Origin of the sequence: Tenacibaculum amylolyticum (genome assembly GCF_964511145.1) — a bacterium.
Classification (GTDB): domain Bacteria; phylum Bacteroidota; class Bacteroidia; order Flavobacteriales; family Flavobacteriaceae; genus Polaribacter; species Polaribacter amylolyticum.
Window position 1 is genome coordinate 94,686 of record NZ_CAZEFZ010000077.1, and the last position, 15,172, is coordinate 109,857.

General features: G+C 30.5%; 15 protein-coding genes. 13 read left to right on the forward strand and 2 right to left on the reverse strand.

Annotated elements, in window-relative coordinates; translation table 11 throughout:
• The first annotated feature begins 181 nt into the window (after nt 1-181).
• Together ACKTTC_RS19920 and ACKTTC_RS19925 are read left to right on the forward strand one after the other, a co-directional pair.
• The gene (locus tag ACKTTC_RS19920) at nt 182-3,391 is read left to right on the forward strand and encodes a SusC/RagA family TonB-linked outer membrane protein (RefSeq protein WP_408041626.1); all 3,210 of its coding nucleotides are present in this window, start codon (nt 182-184) and stop codon (nt 3,389-3,391) included.
• Between the two features lie 10 nt (nt 3,392-3,401).
• On the forward strand, nt 3,402-4,895 hold the full coding sequence (locus ACKTTC_RS19925) for a RagB/SusD family nutrient uptake outer membrane protein (protein ID WP_408041627.1): 1,494 nt from the start codon (nt 3,402-3,404) through the stop codon (nt 4,893-4,895).
• 232 nt (nt 4,896-5,127) lie between these two features.
• On the opposite strand, the gene pyrF is transcribed toward ACKTTC_RS19925, so the two are convergent.
• A complete protein-coding gene (gene pyrF / locus ACKTTC_RS19930) occupies nt 5,128-5,940 on the reverse strand; it encodes an orotidine-5'-phosphate decarboxylase (protein WP_408041628.1) in 813 nt (270 codons plus the stop codon).
• 1 nt (nt 5,941) lies between these two features.
• Nucleotides 5,942-6,541 carry a hypothetical protein gene (locus tag ACKTTC_RS19935; RefSeq protein ID WP_408041629.1) on the reverse strand — a complete coding sequence of 200 codons (600 nt, stop codon included), beginning with the start codon at nt 6,539-6,541 and terminating at the stop codon, nt 5,942-5,944.
• A 61-nt stretch (nt 6,542-6,602) separates the two neighbouring features.
• On the opposite strand from ACKTTC_RS19935, the gene ACKTTC_RS19940 reads away from it, so the two are divergent.
• The 11 genes from ACKTTC_RS19940 to ACKTTC_RS19990 all read left to right on the forward strand — a co-directional run bounded on the left by ACKTTC_RS19940 (nt 6,603) and on the right by ACKTTC_RS19990 (nt 15,144).
• Nucleotides 6,603-7,682 (forward strand): ABC transporter permease, encoded by a 1,080-nt coding sequence (locus tag ACKTTC_RS19940; RefSeq protein ID WP_408041630.1) that lies wholly within the window; start codon nt 6,603-6,605, stop codon nt 7,680-7,682.
• Nucleotides 7,679-8,155: a TlpA family protein disulfide reductase gene (locus ACKTTC_RS19945; RefSeq protein WP_408041631.1), complete on the forward strand. Its 477-nt coding sequence runs from the start codon at nt 7,679-7,681 to the stop codon at nt 8,153-8,155. Before ACKTTC_RS19940 ends, ACKTTC_RS19945 begins: the two co-directional genes overlap by 4 nt.
• The gene (locus ACKTTC_RS19950; protein ID WP_408041632.1) at nt 8,156-8,641 is read left to right on the forward strand and encodes a TlpA family protein disulfide reductase; all 486 of its coding nucleotides are present in this window, start codon (nt 8,156-8,158) and stop codon (nt 8,639-8,641) included.
• A gap of 34 nt (nt 8,642-8,675) precedes the next feature.
• Nucleotides 8,676-9,161, forward strand: a complete 486-nt coding sequence (locus ACKTTC_RS19955) for a TlpA family protein disulfide reductase (RefSeq protein WP_408041633.1) — start codon at nt 8,676-8,678, stop codon at nt 9,159-9,161.
• Between the two features lie 16 nt (nt 9,162-9,177).
• Nucleotides 9,178-9,696 carry a TlpA family protein disulfide reductase gene (locus ACKTTC_RS19960; protein ID WP_408041634.1) on the forward strand — a complete coding sequence of 173 codons (519 nt, stop codon included), beginning with the start codon at nt 9,178-9,180 and terminating at the stop codon, nt 9,694-9,696.
• Nucleotides 9,697-9,699: 3 nt separating this feature from the next.
• Nucleotides 9,700-10,458 carry a triose-phosphate isomerase gene (gene tpiA, locus ACKTTC_RS19965; RefSeq protein ID WP_408041635.1) on the forward strand — a complete coding sequence of 253 codons (759 nt, stop codon included), beginning with the start codon at nt 9,700-9,702 and terminating at the stop codon, nt 10,456-10,458.
• Entirely contained in the window at nt 10,459-11,292 is an 834-nt protein-coding gene (prmA, locus tag ACKTTC_RS19970) for a 50S ribosomal protein L11 methyltransferase (protein ID WP_408041636.1), read from the forward strand.
• Between the two features lie 6 nt (nt 11,293-11,298).
• Nucleotides 11,299-11,574 (forward strand): ATP-dependent Clp protease adaptor ClpS, encoded by a 276-nt coding sequence (locus ACKTTC_RS19975; RefSeq protein WP_408041637.1) that lies wholly within the window; start codon nt 11,299-11,301, stop codon nt 11,572-11,574.
• Nucleotides 11,575-11,580: 6 nt separating this feature from the next.
• Nucleotides 11,581-11,853, forward strand: a complete 273-nt coding sequence (locus ACKTTC_RS19980) for a hypothetical protein (RefSeq protein ID WP_408041638.1) — start codon at nt 11,581-11,583, stop codon at nt 11,851-11,853.
• Between the two features lie 1,094 nt (nt 11,854-12,947).
• Nucleotides 12,948-13,778 (forward strand): M57 family metalloprotease, encoded by an 831-nt coding sequence (locus ACKTTC_RS19985; RefSeq protein WP_408041639.1) that lies wholly within the window; start codon nt 12,948-12,950, stop codon nt 13,776-13,778.
• 532 nt (nt 13,779-14,310) lie between these two features.
• Complete coding sequence (locus tag ACKTTC_RS19990) at nt 14,311-15,144, forward strand: M57 family metalloprotease (RefSeq protein WP_408041640.1); 834 nt, start codon at nt 14,311-14,313, stop codon at nt 15,142-15,144.
• The last annotated feature ends 28 nt before the right edge of the window (nt 15,145-15,172 follow it).

Here is a 15,172-nt window from a genome sequence, read left to right on the forward strand (position 1 = left end):
GGTTTTCTGTTATATAGCTAGTATGTTTAACATGGATATAACTTGATTTTAACACCTGTTTTCTTAGGTTCAAAAAACAAGTTGTTTGCATCAAAATCGAGGTGTTCTGCATCAAAACTGTGTTAATGAAAATTTGATGCCAATATATTTAGGGCCTCAAATCAATTAAATTAAATAGTTTATGAACGTATGTTTTAAAAATGCAATGTATTTGCTATTCTTTTTAGGCATCATACTTAAAGTGAATGCACAAGAGAAGATAGTAGAAGGAATTGTATCTGATGATGTAGGTCCGTTACCTGGAGCTACAGTAATTGTTAAAAATACTATGAAAGGGGTTGAAACAGATTTCAACGGTAAATACTCAATCAAAGTAAAAACCGGAGATACCCTAGTGTTTAGCTTTGTAGGTTTAGAAACACAAGAAATAGTAGTAGGAGCAGCTAACAAAATCGACGTCGCTTTAAAAAGTGGACAAATATTAGATGAAATTGTAGTAGTAGGATATAACACTACAACTAAACAATCTTTTACAGGTACGGCAAAAGTAGTAAAGGCAGAAAATATTGAAGCTAAAAGTATTTCTAATGTTTCTCAAGCGTTAGCAGGAGAGGTTGCCGGAGTAAATGTAATTAATACTTCTGGACAACCAGGAACAGTAGCAACTATTCGTATTCGTGGATTTGGTTCTGTAAATGGTAACAGAGCACCTTTATACGTAGTAGATGGAGTTCCTTTCTCTGGTTCAATAAACTCTATTAACCCAGCGGATATTGCAACTACAACTGTATTAAAAGATGCAGCTGCTACAGCAATTTATGGTTCTAGAGGTGCTAACGGGGTAATTATGATTACAACAAAGGCAGGAAAAACTGGAACTAAATCTGTTGAGGTTGATTTAAAAACTGGTGTTAATTTTCAGTTATTGCCTAGATATGATGTAGTTAGGTCTCCGGATGAGTATATAGAGTTATCTTGGGAGGCAATAGCAAACCGAGGATTAGATATAAATCCAGCAACTGATGCAGTAGCTTATGCTAATCTAAACTTATTTTCAAGTAGAGGTATTCCTAGTTCATATAACTACTTTAATACGAATGATGTTTCTCAAATTATAGATCCTACAACAGGAAAAGTAAGACCAGGATTATCTAGAAGATATACTCCAGAAAACTGGGGAGATTTTGCTTTCCAACCTTCAATAAGAACAGAAGCAAATGTTAAAATGAGTGGAGGAAATGAAGATACTAGATACTTTAGCTCTTTTGGTTATTTAGATGATCAAGGGTATTCTGTGAATTCAGGATATAAAAGATATGCTTCTAGGTTAAACATTACTCACAAACCAGCAGAATGGTTAACAGCAAAAGCAAATATTGGATATACATTAGGAAAAACTATCCAGAATGGACAATCAGAGGATTCAGGAAGTGTTTTCTGGTTTGTAGATAATATTCCTTCGATTTATCCATTATTCTTAAGAGATGCAAATGGAGATGTTGTTGAAGATCCAAAATACGGTGGATTACAATATGATTACGGATCAAGAGGTTTTGGTGGTAATACAAATGCTATCGGTAATGCAGTATATAATTTTATTGGAGCAGATCGTCACTCGTTAAACGGTAACTTCTCATTTAAAGTTTCTTTATTAGAAGGTTTAGAGTTTGAAAGTCAGTATGGTGCTCAATATTATAGTAGAGTTTATAACAATGTTCAAAATCCATTCTATGGTTTTGCTGTAGCGCAAAATGGTAGCTTATTTAAAAGAAATTCAGATGCTTTAACACAAAACTTCTTAAATATCTTTAGATATAATACAAGTTTTGGTGATCATACAATTTCTGCTTTAGTAGCACACGAAACTAACCAAAGAGAATTCCAAACAAGTACTATTAGTAAAAACAAAGTAGTTAATTTAGTAAATGGATTAACAGACCCTAATAACTATGTAGTAAATTCATCTCCTGCTACAGGATATAGTACAAAGACTGCATTAGAGAGTTATTTCGGACAATTATCTTATAACTATAAAGGTAAATATTATTTCTCTGGATCTGTAAGACGTGATGGTTCTTCAAGATTCTTTAAGAATAAATGGGGAACTTTCGGTTCTGTAGGTGCTTCATGGGTAATTTCTGAAGAAAACTTTATGTCTGGTGTTGATTTTGTTAATTTCTTAAAATTAAAAGCTAGTTATGGTATTTTAGGAGATCAAGCAGGTGTAAGTATTTTCTCAGGACAAGATACATATACAATTGGTAACTTAGGAGGAGAAATCTCTTTAAGACCAAATGCAATTCAAAATCCAGAGTTAACGTGGGAAACTTCTAAAATGTTCCAAACAGGATTAGAGTTTACATTATTTAATAATACAATTGATGCGTCTGTAGATTACTACATCAAAAATACAGAAGATCTGATTTTTGAAACAAGATTAGCACCATCAACAGGAAATGCAATTTTAGATGTAAATGATGGAAAATTAAGAAACTCTGGACTTGAATTTGACATAAATGCTCACTTAATCAAGAAAGATAACTTTAAGTTAGATTTTGGAATTAATGGAGAAATGTATACTAACGAGTTAACAGAAATGCCATTAGACCCATCAACTGGAGAAAGAAAATTCTTAGATATCGCAGGATCTTATGGTCGTTCAAAAGGTCATAGTATTTATGATTTTTATATGAGAGAATGGGCTGGAGTAGATACACAAACAGGAGATCCTTTATGGTATCAGTACTACCACGATGCAAATAATAATGGAGTGGTAGATAGCGGAGAAGGAATTCAAAGTTTATCAGAATACCAAAATCAATTTCCAAATAATGAAGTAACAAGAACTACAACTAACAATTATAGTAACGCTACTCAAAAGTATATTGATAAGTCTATTATTCCTACAATAAGAGGAGCTTTCAGAATTAACGCTAAATTCTACGACTTTACATTAAGTACTTTATTCGGATATAGTTTAGGAGGTTATGCTTATGATGGTGTATATGCAGGTTTAATGAGTAATGACCAAATTGGTTCAAGTAACTGGCATACAGATATAAGAAACAGCTGGAAACAACCAGGAGATGTAACCGATGTACCAAGATTAATTAGTGATAGAAATTTAAGAGTGAATTCTATATCATCTCGTTTTGTAACATCTACAGATTATTTATCATTAAGTAATGTAAGATTAGGATATACAGTACCATCAACTTTTATTGAAAAGTCAGGTATTAAAGGATTAAACCTATGGATTTCGGGAGATAATTTATTCTTATTAGCTAAGCGTGACGGATTTAATCCAACAACTTCTGAAACAGGAGCTTCTGATGTATACCGTTACCAGCCATTATCTACTATTACTTTTGGAGTAAGAGCTAAATTTTAAAGAAATTAAAATGATGAAAAAATATATAAAACCACTATTGTTAATAGGTATTACTACAACTTTTTTTAGTTGTAGTGACGAATTCCTTGAGACAAGCCCAACAGAAACTGTTTCTGTAGAAGATGTAAGTACAACAGGAGAAACATATTCTGGTGTTTTAGAAGGAACTTTAAGAGGAGTTTATGAAATGATGTTCCAAACTGGAACAGGAGGAACTACTAGTCACGAAGATTTTGGTCAGAAAGGATACGATATTATGTCTGATATACTTTCTGGAGATATGGCGTTAGCTCAGAATATTTATAACAGATATAGTAGTTTAGCGCAGTTAGTAGCTACAAATGACTTTACATTTACAAAGCCGAATTACATGGCTTGGAGATATTACTATAGAGTAATAAATGCAAGTAATTTAGTTATCAAGTCATTAGGAGGGAATGATGCTGTTATTACAGATGCTAACAGAACTTCAATGGGACAAGCGAAGGCCATAAGAGCTTATGCTTATTTCTATTTAACTCAGTTCTATATTCCTGAGTATTCTGCAAGCTCAAAAGTTTTACCAATCTATACAGAAGCTAATTCTGGAGCTGCAGCTCAAAGCACTACAGAAGAAGTGTATCAGTTAATGATTAAAGATTTAGAAGATGCGATTGTCTTATTAGATAGCTATAGCAGAACAGATCTTTATCAAGTTAATAAAGATGTAGCTAAAGGTCTTTTAGCATATGTATATGCTGCAAGAGGTTCATCTGCTGATAACACAAGAGCTAGAGAACTAGCAGAAGAAGTTATTAACGGAGGAGCATTTCCATTAACAACAAAAGAAAAAGCAACTGGAGGATTTAATAATGTAAATGAAAATCCAAGTTGGATGTGGGGAGTAGATATCACAACTGATAATGGATTAGACCTAATTTCTTGGTGGGGACAAATGGATTACTTTACATTTAGTTACCAGTCTTTTGGAGATTTAAAACAAATTGATTCAGGATTATTTGGTTCTATAAAAGATGAAGACGTTAGAAAAACTCAGTTTGGTACAAATGCAGCTTCAACAAGTACTTATTTATCTCCAATAAATAAGTTCTATGATGCAAAAAGAATATTTAGAGGACAAAGAAATATTGATTCAGATTACATTTACATGAGAATTGATGAAATGTATATGTTATCTGCAGAATTATCTGCAAGAGAAGGATTAGAAGGAGCAGCTAGAACTAGATTAAAAGAAGTATTAGCTCATCGATTTGATAACCCTGCTGATTATGCATATGTAGATACTTTATCTGGACAAGATCTTTTAAATGAAATTTATTTACAAACTAGAATTGAATTCTGGGGAGAAGGTAAAAGTTTCTTAGCATTAAAGCGTAACAAAGCGACTTTAGTAAGGGGAGCAAATCATATTTATTTAGCTGGAGAATCAATTCCATATAACGATGATAGATTAGTATTTGAAATTCCACAATCTGAAATTCAAAACAATCCATTTATCAATTAATTTTCAAGAATTAATTAAATAAAATTGGAATAAAAAAATAAGACTGAATTCTATGGTTTTTAAACTTAGAATTCAGTCTGTTTAATTCAAAATATAAGATGTTCATATCAAATGTACATTAGTGAAAAACAGTAATATTTACATTTGTGTAACGGCTAACGTAAAGTTTTTATGTATAGTTGTTTGAATTAATCAATCAATATAAGTCAAGGAGTTGTTAACCTTGACTTTTTTATTTTAAAATAGTTTCCATTTGCTGTTGTAATTCTTTTGCTTTACTAGCAGCAGCTTTTGCAAAATTACTGTCATTTGCAGCGTAAATAATTCCTCTAGAAGAGTTAATTAATAAGCCAATATCATCAGTCATACCGTACTTGCAAACCTCTTGTAAATTTCCACCCTGTGCACCTACACCTGGAACTAATAAGAAACTGTTGGGTGTTATTCGTCTAATATCAGCTAAATATTCAGCTTTAGTTGCACCAACTACATACATTAAATTATGAGCATTTTTCCATGTTTTAGACGTTTCTAATACATGCTTATATACTTCTTTATTGTCTATAAGTTTTGTTTGAAAATCAAAAGCACCTTGATTAGAAGTTAAGGCAAGTAAGATAGTGTGTTTGTCTTCAAAAGCTAAAAAAGGTTCAACAGAATCTTTTCCCATATAAGGAGCTACAGTAACAGAATCAAAAGCTAAATCTTCGAAAAAAGCTTGAGCGTACATGGTAGAGGTATTACCAATATCACCTCTTTTAGCATCAGCGATCGTGAAAATTTCTGGATGATTGGTGTTGATGTACTGAATTGTTTTCTCTAAAGCTTTCCAACCTTTTATACCATAAGCTTCGTAAAATGCAGTATTGGGTTTGTATGCAACACATAAATGATGTGTGGCATCTATAATTTCTTTGTTAAAAGCAAAAATAGGATCTTCTTCAGTTAATAAATGCGTTGGAATTTTGTTTAAATCTACATCTAAACCAATGCATAAAAACGATTTCTTTTTTCTAATTTCTGCTACTAATTGTTGTGTTGTCATTCTAGTTTATATAATATGAAATTGAAAAGGTGTTGTATTCTGTATTGTCTGATTTAAAAGTAACAAAGAAGCTTTCATATAATTCTTCATGCGTTAAGCTAATAAAAGTAAAATGAGAAGACTCTTGAGTTATAGATATTTTATTGTCTTTTAAAGCATCCTTAATTGCTTTAAAACTTGATTTATAAAGTAGTTCAGATACCCATAAAATTCTTGAAAAAATATATTCTTTGTGATGATCGAATGTAATAGATTTTGGTACAGTGAATTCAGCATTTAAAGAAAAGTGATCACAACCACCTCTATGAATTTTTAAAATTTCTTGATCAGAAATTTTAATTGTTGCTGTTTTCTTTATAGAATCCCAAGTGTAATTTTTTAATTCGTTAATATCTTTCAAAAAACCATCATTCTGAGTAGATTGATCAAAAATGCAATCTTGATTAATGTCAGAATTAATTGGTTTAATAGTATCTATTTGTTTTTCAGTAAGACTTTTTACAGATTTAGGGTCTCTTTCTTTTTGTTTCTTAGAATAGGAGCAACTATTTAAAAAAACAAGGAAGGGAAATAAATAACTAAATTTTAGTCTAATATTCATTTAACTTTTCATCTGTTCCGCAAAAGTAAATATTTTAAACTTTCTGTTATCTTTGTTTTAGATGTTTCAATATATAATAAGCAAAATTTTTTACGGGATTCTAACACTTTTTGGAGTTGTAACTGTAATATTCTTTCTTTTTAATGTGTTGCCTGGCGATCCAGCAAGAATGTTAATGGGACAAAGAGAGGATAGCGAACAATTACAAAGTATACGTAAAAAGTACGGGTTCGATCAGTCACTTTCTACGCAATATGGCTATTATTTAAATGATGTTTCTCCAATTTCATTTCATAGTACAAATGAAACAGATTATACATCATTAAACTCAGGTAAGTATGTATATACACCTCTTTTTACAATAGGTACTACTACAACAGTACTAAAGTATCCGTATTTAAGAGACTCGTTTCAAAAGAATGGAAAAAGTGTAAGTGAAGTAATATGGGAAACTTTACCTAATACAGCTGTATTAGCATTAGTCGCTATTTTTACAGCACTGTTTATAGGAATTATTTTAGGTGTTGTATCTGCTATATATAAAGACTCATTATTCGATAGAATTATTACAGTTATCAGCACGCTAGGAATGAGTGTGCCTTCGTTCTTTTCTGCAATTTTATTTGCTTGGTTTTTCGGATTTGTATTACATAAGTACACGAACTTAAATATGACAGGAAGCTTGTATGAGGTAGATGACTTCGGTGAAGGAGTTTATATCAAATGGAAAAATTTAATACTTCCAGCATTAGTATTAGGAATCCGCCCTTTAGCAGTAGTAGTGCAATTAATGAGAAACTCTTTATTAGAAACACTAAGCCAAGATTATATTCGAACAGCAAGAGCAAAAGGATTGAATACATATCAAGTTATTAAAAATCATGCATTAAAAAACTCATTGAATCCTGTAGTTACAGCAATTTCAGGATGGTTTGCTTCAATGCTAGCAGGTGCAGTATTTGTAGAGTATATTTTTAATTGGAATGGACTTGGAAAAGAAATTGTAAATGCATTAAATACTTTAGATTTACCTATTATAATGGGAAGTGTTTTAGTAATAGCTACGTTATTTATAATTATAAATATTTTGGTAGATATTTTATACAGTTGGTTAGACCCTAGAATTAAATTGAATGGATGATGAAACAATATAGTATTCTTATTTTAGTATTGTTAGTTGTATCAAGCTGCGCAGTTTTTCAACCAAAAAAGTTTAATAATACAGCATTAAATGAAAAATTAGTAACTCTCGATAGAGATTCAATTACATTACAACAAGTTTTAGAAAAAAATAAAGGAAAACAAATTTTTGCACAGATCTTTGCGAGTTATTGTCCAGTAAGTCAAGATAGTTTTGATGATGTGTTGAAATTTCAAAAAGAAAACCCAGATAAAGCATATATTTTTCTATCTGTAGATCATAATTATTACGATTGGAAAAGAGGTTTGGAGCATATAAAACCTAAAGGGCAGTTCTATTATATTCCTAAAAAAGGAGAAGGTGCTTTAGGAAAATTCTTAAAATTGAAAAGTATCCCTAGGTTTCTAAAAATAGATGAGAATGGAACCATAAAAGTATATAAAACAGCTAAGGTTTCTAAAAAACTCGAATAAATGAAAAACTATTTATTATTACTATTTATATTCCTTGTAAGTTGTACAACCAGAATTGAAACACAGTTTTCAGAAAAAGCTTTAAACGCCACGTTTATTTCTTTAGAAGGAAAAGAATTACCTTTTAAAGATATTCTAGAAAAGTATAAAGGAGAGAAAATACTAATAGATGTTTGGGCTACATGGTGTGGAGATTGTATAAAAGGAATGCCAACCATTGTACAATTACAAAAAGAATATCAAGATGTGGTGTTTCTATTTTTATCGATAGATAGTAATTTGGTGGAGTTAAAAACTGGAATAGAAAAATACCGTGTTAAAGGAGTTCATTATCTATTACCTTCAGGTTGGGATGGTTCTTTTGGTGATTTTCTAGATTTATCTTGGATTCCACGATACTTAGTAGTAGATAAAGAAGGAAAAATAGCAGTTTTTAATGCTGTAAAGGCGAATGATGAAAGAATTGTAGCAGCATTGAAAAAATAATGTACATTAGTAAATAATTTTAAAATCCCTAATAATGAAGAAATTAGTATTGCTCATCGCAACAGTTTTTATGTTTGCGTGTAGTGGTGAAAAGCCTATTCCTTTTTCACAAGCAGCTCTAAATGAAAGTTTTATCAGTTTTGAAGAACAACCCATAACACTCCAAGAAGTATTAAAAAAATACAAAGGAAAAAAAGTAATGCTAGAAGTATGTGCCTCTTGGTGCAAAGATTGTATTTTGGGATTACATTATGTAAATAAACTAAAGGAAAAACATCCAGATGCAGCTTTTGTATTTTTATCGTTAGATAAAACAATTAAAAGATGGAAAAGAGGTATAGAGCGTTTTGATTTTAATGGAGATTATTATTTCCTTAAATCTGAATGGGATGGAGCTTTTGGAGAATTTATCAATTTAGATCAAATTCCTCGTTATATGGTTTTAAACGAAGAAGGAGAAATCATTTTAATGAGAGCTACAAATCCACAAGATCCAAAATTAGACGCTGCTTTAAACTAACCTTAGTGCCACAATCATGAAAAAAACAAAAATATCATACATAAAATCAATTGCAATAGCAGTAATCATCATCGCTTTTATTGGATGTTCTCAAACAAAAAAAGGAGAAAAAATGCCGCAAGGAGCATTGCAAGGTACTTTTTTAACGCTGGAAGGAAAGAAAGTTCAGTTCAGTGAAATTCTAGAAAAATATGAAGGAAAAAACATCTTAGTAGAAGTATGTGCATCTTGGTGTAAAGAATGCATATTAGGACTTCCACATGTAAATAAACTAAAAGAAAAGAATATTAATTCTGTTTTTATGTTTTTATCCATAGATAGAGATACCGCACAATGGAAAAGAGGTATAGAAAGATTTGATATAAAAGGAGAACATTATTTTTTACCTTCAGCATTAAAAGGTAGTTTTGCACAAAGTTTACAAATAACTAAGATTCCTAGTTATATGGTTGTAAATAAAAAGGGAGAAATTTTAGTATCTGGTATTACAGATCCAACGAGCCCTCAATTAAAAGAAGCATTATCAAGTAAATAAAAAATGAGAAAAAAAATTGTAGCAGGTAATTGGAAGATGAACAATAACCTGAACGAGACTAAAAAACTAATAAAAGAGTTAAAAAACGAATTAAAAGGATTTGAATTCGATAATACTCGAGTAATTATAGCACCATCGTTTGTTAATTTACAACAAGCAGTAAAAAAAACAGAAGAAACTAAAATAGAAGTTTCAGCTCAAAACTTACATCAAGCAAAAAATGGAGCTTTTACCGGAGAAGTGTCTGCAGAAATGCTAGTAGATATCGGAATAGATATTGTAATCTTAGGACATTCTGAAAGAAGAGCATATTTTAATGAAACAGATGAAAGTTTAGCATTAAAAGTGAAAACAGCTATTGCCAATGGTTTAGATGTCATCTTTTGTTTTGGAGAACAATTAGAAGATAGAACATCAGAAAATCATTTTAAAGTAGTAGAGGAGCAATTAAGAAATGCATTGTTTGGATTAAGTTCAGAAGCGTACAATAATATTATTTTAGCTTATGAACCTGTATGGGCCATCGGAACAGGTCAAACAGCTACAGCAGATCAAGCACAAGAAATGCATTATTTTATTAGAAATTTACTAGCAAAAGAATATAATGATGCTTTAGCACAAGAAGTTTCAATTTTATACGGAGGAAGTGTAAAACCTAATAATGCAGAAGAAATATTCTCTAAACCAGATGTAGATGGAGGATTAATAGGTGGAGCTTCTTTAAAAGCAGAAGATTTTTCAGCAATCGTAAAGTCAATTTAATTGGATAACATATACATAGAATATATTTTTAAAGTAACTCCAAAAGAACCAGCTACAGAGATTTTAATAGCTGAATTAGGAGGCTTAGGCTTTGAAAGTTTCGTTGAAAACGAAGAAGGAGTCGCAGCATACATTCAAAAGAATGATTGGAATCCAAGCATTTTAGAAGGTGTTTTTGTATTAACATCTGATGAGTTTGAAATTACGTATTCACACAAGGAAATAACTCAAGTGAATTGGAATGAAGAATGGGAGAAAAATTTTGAGCCTATACAAGTAAATAATGAAGTAAGTATTCGAGCTCCTTTTCATGAGAATCCTAATTTAGCTTATGATATTGTTATAGAACCAAAAATGAGTTTTGGTACTGGACATCATGAAACAACACATATGATGATTCAGCATTTATTAGCATTAGATGTAACAGACAAGAAAGTGCTAGATATGGGATGCGGAACTGGAATTTTAGCAATTTTTGCAGAAATGAAAGGAGCAAAACCCATAGATGCTATCGATATAGATAATTGGTGTTATATAAATTCGTTAGAAAATGTAGAAAGAAATAACTGTAAACATATTACAGCTTATGAAGGAGATGTAGCATTATTAGCGAATAAAAAATATGATATTATTATAGCGAACATAAATAGAAATATTTTATTAAAAGATATGCAAGCTTATGTAAATTCTTTAAACGATAATGGAGTATTACTTTTAAGTGGCTTCTATCAAGAAGATATTCCAGTAATAGATAAAGAAGTAAGTGCTTATAATTTAAAACTAGATACAGTTATAGAACGTAATAATTGGGTAGCGGTTAAATATTTAAAATAAATAAAGATGAGTACAATAGAAAAGATCCAGGAAGAATTAGATGTGCTTGTACAAGAAACAAGAGAACATGAAATTATTCTTTATAATGATGATGTAAACACATTCGATTTTGTAATCGATAGTTTGGTAAATGTTTGTGATCATACTTTAGAACAAGCAGAGCAATGTACAATCTTAGTACATTATAAAGGTCAATGTGCAGTTAAAACAGGTGAGTACAAAGAATTGGAACCAAGGTGTACTAAGTTGTTAGAATTAGGACTTTCTGCTGAAATCGTTTAACTATAGATGGAAAATGTTTTTAAGTATTATGAGTTTTCAGATTTTTTTATAGATGAATCTGGAGCCTTTTCAGGAAAAGAAATTGCATACACAGAATTAAATGCTCAACATTTTTTAATTTTTGAAAAAGAAAAAGAACAATACAATTTATATGTTGCAAGATTTGTGTCTAAAAAAGAAATAGGGCAACAAGCCCCAGAAATTCTTGAGTTGTTAGTAGAAAACTACGATAAGTCAATTCCAGAACATCGAGTGGTACTTCGAAAATATTTATATTAATAAAAAGGTCAAAAATTTTTTTTTGACCTTTTTTTTTGACTATTAGTGACTTTTTAAAAAAAGCAGTGTCTTATTATATGTAACAACAAAATAATAAGTGTTGTTTTAAAAAGAAACGTTCATTGTAATAATATAAATAGTAATAGTCCTTTAAAATAATAGGCTTCTTTTACGTACATATAGTTTAAAGTTTAAAGAAGCCTAACTCTTTTAAAGAGATTACACATAGTTTTAAAAATAGTAGTAGTTAGTTTTTATACTAAGTTTGGTTAGACGAAAATACCTCGGGTGTAAAATCCGAGGTTTTTCAAAAACAATACCTACTATAATACTATTCAATAAAAAAATAAGTGACTTTTTGAAAAGTGTAGTGTCTTAAAAATAGAAAACTTTAAAAAGTTCATTAAAACAATATATACAAGAATAATCCCTTAAAATGGGCTTCTTTTGTACAATTGTATAGAGAAGCCCTATTTTTTGAAAAATATAAAAGAGAGTAGTAGTTAGTTTTTATACTAAGTTTGGTTAGACAAGAATGCCCTAAACACTATGTTTGGGGTTTCTTTTTTTAAAAAGGATGAAATAATAGCTAGTGACTTTTTCGAAAAAGAGTGTCATAATAATGTAAGAATTAAGAAAGATAAGTTCATTATAGTAATTAATAATTAATAATTAATAGAAGGTATACTTATAATCCTCAATTAAGTATCGTAATCCCCAAAAGAGGACTTCTTCATGTAAATGTTGAGAGGGAGGTTAGAAGAAGTTTCCTCTTTTTAAAGAAAAAAAAAGAATTTTATAGTTAATTTTATAAGTAAGTTTGGTTAAATAAAAAGATTTTGAACACACATTCAAAATCTTTTTTTATGCTTATAATTTAAAGTTTTCCTAGTATTTCGCTAGGTTTTATAGGGGTTTGTATTGATTTGGTTGTTAGGTTGTTATATGTTTAAAAAATGACAAGATTGTTTAAATGTAAACATTGAATTCAATTTTGTGAAATATTAAATTCTTGTTAAAACTGTTAATAAAATATTATATTTTCGTTAAAATTTTTTTATAAACCATTAAAACCTAAATTAAAAATGAGAAAAATGAAATTCTCCCGAATTGCATTGTTACTAGTTGGGGCTAGTACTTTTTTCGCATGTCAAACAGAAAACAATGAGCAAGTAAATGAGGCCGCTCAGAGTAATGTTTCACCAGAAGTAATTGCTAAGTTAGCTGATTTTGACGTTAACGTTAACAACGTTAAAAAAGTAGACTTTTTGTTACCTGATGGAAAAACAATTCCTATGATTCAAATGGAAAGTGATATCCATATGCCAGAAGAACAAGCATTAAACTTACCTAACTTACAAGAGTTATCTGGAAGAAATTATCACACAAACAATTTAGTGGCTCAAAATACTGTAATCAATATTATTGGTTATACAGGAGGTGGAGGTTTCGGTCTTTCTAATAAAGCACAAACTGCTTTACAATGGGCTGTAAACAATTACAACAGATTAAACTTATCTATTAGTTTTAATTTAACTTATGGAACAAACTACCAACCGCAAGATATGGTTGTTTATAACAATCCAAATGAAAGTGGTAGCGGAGGTTCTGCAGGATTCCCTTCAGGTGGAGCGCCATTTAAGTTTGTTCAAATTTACGGGTTAGAAGGATTTAATACAAACGTAAATGAGCATGTGATTACACACGAAATTGGTCACTCAGTTGGATTCCGTCACACAGATTATTTCTCTAGACAAAGCTGTGGACAAAATGTAAACGAAGGAGCTGGATCTATAGGTGCAAACCCAATTCCAGGAACTCCATCAGGTTACGACCCAACTTCAATCATGTTAGCTTGTTTCAGTGGAAGTACTGATGGTGAGTTTAACAACAATGACGTAACTGCTTTAAGATATTTATACTAAGAAGCAGCACAAAACAATACAACAAATGAAGACTATTATTTGTTGATCATGAAAAATCCCGAGCTTTTGCTCGGGATTTTATTTTTTTATAAAAAGGGATTTCTCCTGAGGTAAACTAATAATATTTTATCATCTTTATAGTGCTGAAAAATAAATATTTAGTGTTTTTTAGTCACGGGATAATTAAAAATGAAGGGATTATCTGTAGTATATAAAAACTACAATCATTTATCTGAATTCATAACTTTTAAAGCTTTACAAAAAAATCTATTCTTAGATAGATAAGTTAAACTCTAGGTAAACTAAGAGTTAAAAGTTTATTGTCAGATCCTCGTCATAGCTTATTGTTTATAATATAAAAGATTCTAACTGCTAATTTAAATTTAGGGAAAATTGGCTTTTAGGTTGATCTTAAAATTATACTTAATTACTTACAACAAAGATTAAAAAACGCTAAAATGGGATTTTATAGAAAAATCACTCCGCTTTTAAAATAGTATAAACCGTAAAACTAAACTTACAAATGAAAACAATGAAGTTCCCCCGAATTACATTATTCTTAATTGTGGCTAGTTTTTTCTCATGTCAAACAGAGGAAAGTAATGAACAGCCAGTTTATGTAGAACAAAATGGTGTATCAGAAGAAATCATAAGCAAGTTAGCAGATTTAAACATGAACACTAATGATGTGAAAAAAGTAGATTTTATATTACCAGACGGAACCACCACACCAATGATTCAGTTAGAAGGAGATATCCATATGACTGAAGAACAAATTCTGAATTTACCAAACCTAGAAGAGGAACTTTCAGGAAGAAATTACCACACAAACAATTTAGTAGCTCAAAACACAACAATTAACATTATTGGCTATACTGGTGGTGGAGGTTTTGGCCTTTCTAGTAAAGCTCAAACTGCTTTACAATGGGCTGTAAATAATTATAATAGACTAAACTTATCTATTAATTTTAATCTAACTTTTGGAGCAAATTACCAATCAGAAGATATGGTGGTGTATAATAATCCGAGTCAAAGTGGTAGTGGAGGTTCTGCAGGTTTTCCAGCAGAAGGAGCTCCATTTAAATTTATTCAAATTTATGGATTAGAAGCATTGAATACGAATGTAAATGAGCATGTAATTACACATGAAATAGGGCACGCTGTAGGCCTACGCCATACAGATTATTTTTCTAGACAAAGTTGTGGTGAAAATGTAAATGAAGGAGTTGGTAGTATTGGAGCAAATCCAATTCCAGGAACTCCTTCTGGTTACGACCCAACTTCTATTATGTTAGCTTGTTTTAATTTAAGTACGAATGGTGAATTTAATAGCAATGATATTACTGCTTTAAGATATATGTATTAGATAGTGATTATACTTCATAAAAAATCCC

Coding starts and splice junctions, on each gene's coding strand:
- ACKTTC_RS19920 (WP_408041626.1), top strand. CDS start 182: ATGAACGTATGTTTTAAAAATGCAATGTATTTGCTATTCTTTTTAGGC.
- ACKTTC_RS19925 (WP_408041627.1), top strand. CDS start 3,402: ATGATGAAAAAATATATAAAACCACTATTGTTAATAGGTATTACTACA.
- pyrF (WP_408041628.1), bottom strand. CDS start 5,940: ATGACAACACAACAATTAGTAGCAGAAATTAGAAAAAAGAAATCGTTT.
- ACKTTC_RS19935 (WP_408041629.1), bottom strand. CDS start 6,541: ATGAATATTAGACTAAAATTTAGTTATTTATTTCCCTTCCTTGTTTTT.
- ACKTTC_RS19940 (WP_408041630.1), top strand. CDS start 6,603: ATGTTTCAATATATAATAAGCAAAATTTTTTACGGGATTCTAACACTT.
- ACKTTC_RS19945 (WP_408041631.1), top strand. CDS start 7,679: ATGATGAAACAATATAGTATTCTTATTTTAGTATTGTTAGTTGTATCA.
- ACKTTC_RS19950 (WP_408041632.1), top strand. CDS start 8,156: ATGAAAAACTATTTATTATTACTATTTATATTCCTTGTAAGTTGTACA.
- ACKTTC_RS19955 (WP_408041633.1), top strand. CDS start 8,676: ATGAAGAAATTAGTATTGCTCATCGCAACAGTTTTTATGTTTGCGTGT.
- ACKTTC_RS19960 (WP_408041634.1), top strand. CDS start 9,178: ATGAAAAAAACAAAAATATCATACATAAAATCAATTGCAATAGCAGTA.
- tpiA (WP_408041635.1), top strand. CDS start 9,700: ATGAGAAAAAAAATTGTAGCAGGTAATTGGAAGATGAACAATAACCTG.
- ACKTTC_RS19975 (WP_408041637.1), top strand. CDS start 11,299: ATGAGTACAATAGAAAAGATCCAGGAAGAATTAGATGTGCTTGTACAA.
- ACKTTC_RS19980 (WP_408041638.1), top strand. CDS start 11,581: ATGGAAAATGTTTTTAAGTATTATGAGTTTTCAGATTTTTTTATAGAT.
- ACKTTC_RS19985 (WP_408041639.1), top strand. CDS start 12,948: ATGAAATTCTCCCGAATTGCATTGTTACTAGTTGGGGCTAGTACTTTT.
- ACKTTC_RS19990 (WP_408041640.1), top strand. CDS start 14,311: ATGAAGTTCCCCCGAATTACATTATTCTTAATTGTGGCTAGTTTTTTC.